The sequence below is a fragment of the Streptomyces sp. W16 genome, assembly GCF_033194735.1.
Lineage (GTDB): Bacteria > Actinomycetota > Actinomycetes > Streptomycetales > Streptomycetaceae > Streptomyces.
Genome location: NZ_JAWOAI010000851.1, coordinates 1 through 2,684 on the forward strand (window position 1 = coordinate 1; position 2,684 = coordinate 2,684).

General features: G+C 71.8%; 2 protein-coding genes and 1 pseudogene. All 3 read right to left on the reverse strand.

What is annotated here, in order from left to right:
- The coding region (locus tag R6V09_RS50400) for a winged helix-turn-helix domain-containing protein (RefSeq protein ID WP_317888132.1) at window positions 1–375 on the reverse strand (375 nt) is incomplete at its 3' end.
- An 89-nt stretch (window positions 376–464) separates the two neighbouring features.
- On the reverse strand, window positions 465–1,967 hold the full coding sequence (locus R6V09_RS50405; protein ID WP_317888133.1) for an aminopeptidase P family protein: 1,503 nt from the start codon (window positions 1,965–1,967) through the stop codon (window positions 465–467).
- 93 nt (window positions 1,968–2,060) lie between these two features.
- A pseudogene (locus R6V09_RS50410) lies at window positions 2,061–2,684 on the reverse strand (PP2C family protein-serine/threonine phosphatase); the annotation flags it as partial.

A 2,684-nucleotide genomic window follows, 5' to 3' on the forward strand; every position in this document is an offset into this window, starting at 1 on the left:
CAGCCAGGCCGCCGCCGGGAACGCGCCGACGTCCGGGCTGCCAGGCCGCAGGTCGAAACGGGGTACACGCGCGCGTGCCGCCGCACCTGGTGTCTCCGTGTCGACGGAGGGCAGCAGCGCGACCTGGGTGCCCGAACCCTGGCGCGCGGTCAGATAGCCCTCGGCGACGAGCTGGTCGTAGGCCGCCTTCGCGGTGCCCCTGGAGACGCCGAGTTCGGTCGCGAGGCGTCTGGTGGCCGGGAGACGCGTCCCGGGGGCCAGACGGCCGTCGCGTACGGCGTCCCGGAGCGCGCGTTCGAGACCTGCGCGACGGCCGCCCTCCGGGTCGGGTTCCAGATGCAGGTCGACCCCGACGCCGGACCAGAAGTCGTTCACGAATAAAGCCCTCCCCCTAGGCATACGACTGGCACACGAATGGCCGGGCACCGCACGTGTGCCCGGCCATCAGTCTTGTATCAGCTCCGTCAGCCCTTGAGGGACGCCATCCACAGCTCGACCTCGGACGAGGTCCGGGGCAGGCCGTCGGAGAGGTTCCGGTTGCCGTTCTCGGTGACCAGGATGTCGTCCTCGATGCGGACGCCGATGCCGCGGTACTCCTCGGGGACGGTCAGGTCGTCCGCCTGGAAGTACAGGCCGGGCTCCACCGTGAGGACCATGCCGGGCTCCAGGGTGCCCTCCACGTACGTCTCGGTGCGCGCGGCGGCGCAGTCGTGGACGTCCATGCCGAGCATGTGGCCCGTGCCGTGCAGCGTCCAGCGGCGCTGGAGGCCCAGCTCCAGGACGCGCTCCACGGGACCCTCGACAAGACCCCACTCGACGATCTTCTCGGCCAGCACGCGCTGCGCCGCGTCGTGGAAGTCGCGGTACTTGCCGCCCGGCTGCACCGCCGCGATACCGGCCTCCTGGGCCTCGTACACGGCGTCGTAGACCTGCTTCTGGATGTCGCTGAAGCGGCCGTTGATCGGCAGCGTGCGCGTCACGTCGGCGGTGTACAGGGTGTGCGTCTCGACGCCCGCGTCCAGGAGGAGCAGGTCGCCGGAGCGGACCGGGCCGTCGTTGCGCACCCAGTGCAGGGTGGTGGCGTGCGGGCCCGCGGCGCAGATCGAGCCGTAGCCGACGTCGTTGCCCTCGACGCGTGCGCGGAGGAAGAACGTGCCCTCGATGTAGCGCTCGCTGGTCGCCTCGGCCTTGTCGAGCACGCGCACGACGTCCTCGAAGCCGCGGACCGTCGAGTCGACGGCCTTCTGCAGCTCGGCGATCTCGAACTCGTCCTTGACCAGGCGTGCTTCGGAGAGGAAGACCCGCAGTTCCTCGTCGCGCTCGGCGGTGACCTTGTCGGTCAGCGCGGCCTCGACGCCGGCGTCGTAGCCGCGCACGACGCGGACCGGGCCGGTGGCCTCGCGCAGCGCCTCGGCCAGTTCGCGGACGTCGGAGGCGGGGATCCCGTAGAGCTTCCCGGCCTCGGTGAGGGAGTGGCGGCGGCCGACCCACAGCTCGCCCTGGCCGGAGAGCCAGAACTCGCCGTTCTCGCGGTCGGAGCGCGGCAGGAGGTAGATCGTCGCCTTGTGGCCCTCGGTCGTGGGCTCCAGGACGAGGACGCCGTCCTCGGTGAGGTTGCCCGTCAGGTACGCGTACTCGACCGATGCCCGGAAGGGGTACTCGGTGTCGTTCGAGCGGGTCTTCAGGTTGCCCGCGGGGATCACCAGGCGCTCGCCCGGGAAGCGCGCGGAGAGCGCGGCGCGGCGGCGGGCGGTGTGCTCGGCCTGCTCGACGGGCCGCAGGTCGTGCAGCTCGGTGTCGGCCCAGCCGGACTTCATGCTCTCGGCCAACTCGTCGGACACGCCCGGGTACAGGCCGTTCTTGCGCTTCTTGATGGGCGCTTCAGGCTCCTCAGACTCAGCTTCCGGGCCCGCTGCGGTAGCAGCAGAATCCGGTACAGCCGGGGTGAGCTCGTCGGCCACGGTCATCCTCCTAGATACGGCACTGGACCCCCTCCATCGTACGGTCGTACGGAAGGGGGCCCAGGGCCGGAAGGCCTATTACCAACGGCGTATGGACGACTACTCGAAGCGAGCCGCCAGGAGGACGACGTCCTCGTCGCTGTCGGCCGTGTCGAGGCCGTCCGGCAGTACGGTCCGCAGCACGTGGTCGGCGATCGCGGCCGGGTCGGCGCGCAGCGCCTTGGGGACGCTCGCCGCCGCCGAGTGCAGTCGGGCGAAAGCGCGGTCCATGGGGTCGCCGGTGCGGTGCAGCAGCCCGTCCGTGTAGAGCAGCACCGTCTCGCCGGGCTCCGTCTCGAACTCCACGCTCGGCGCCTCCCAGCAGGCGAGCATGCCCAGCGGCGCGGAGACGGAGGTCTCCACGAACTCCGTGCGCCGCTCGCCGACCAGGAGCGGCGGGCTGTGACCTGCCCCCGCCAGGGTGATCTTGCGCAGCGCGGGCTCGCAGTAGGCGAACAGGGCGGTGGCCGAGCGGGCGGGCTCGGTGAGCCTGAGGAGCAGTTCGAGGTCGGACAGGACCGCGACCGGGTCCTCGCCCTCCATCACCGCGTACGCCCGCAGGGAGGCCCGGAGCCGGCCCATCGCGGCGATCGCGCTCGGCCCGGAACCGGTCACCGAGCCCACCGCGAGACCGAGGGCGGCGTCCGGCAGCGGCAGCGCGTCGTACAGTCGCCGCCGCCGCGC

What these genes read in the sequence shown, in the direction of transcription:
- R6V09_RS50405 (WP_317888133.1), bottom strand. Translation starts at nt 1,967, where the DNA reads ATGACCGTGGCCGACGAGCTCACCCCGGCTGTACCGGATTCTGCTGCT.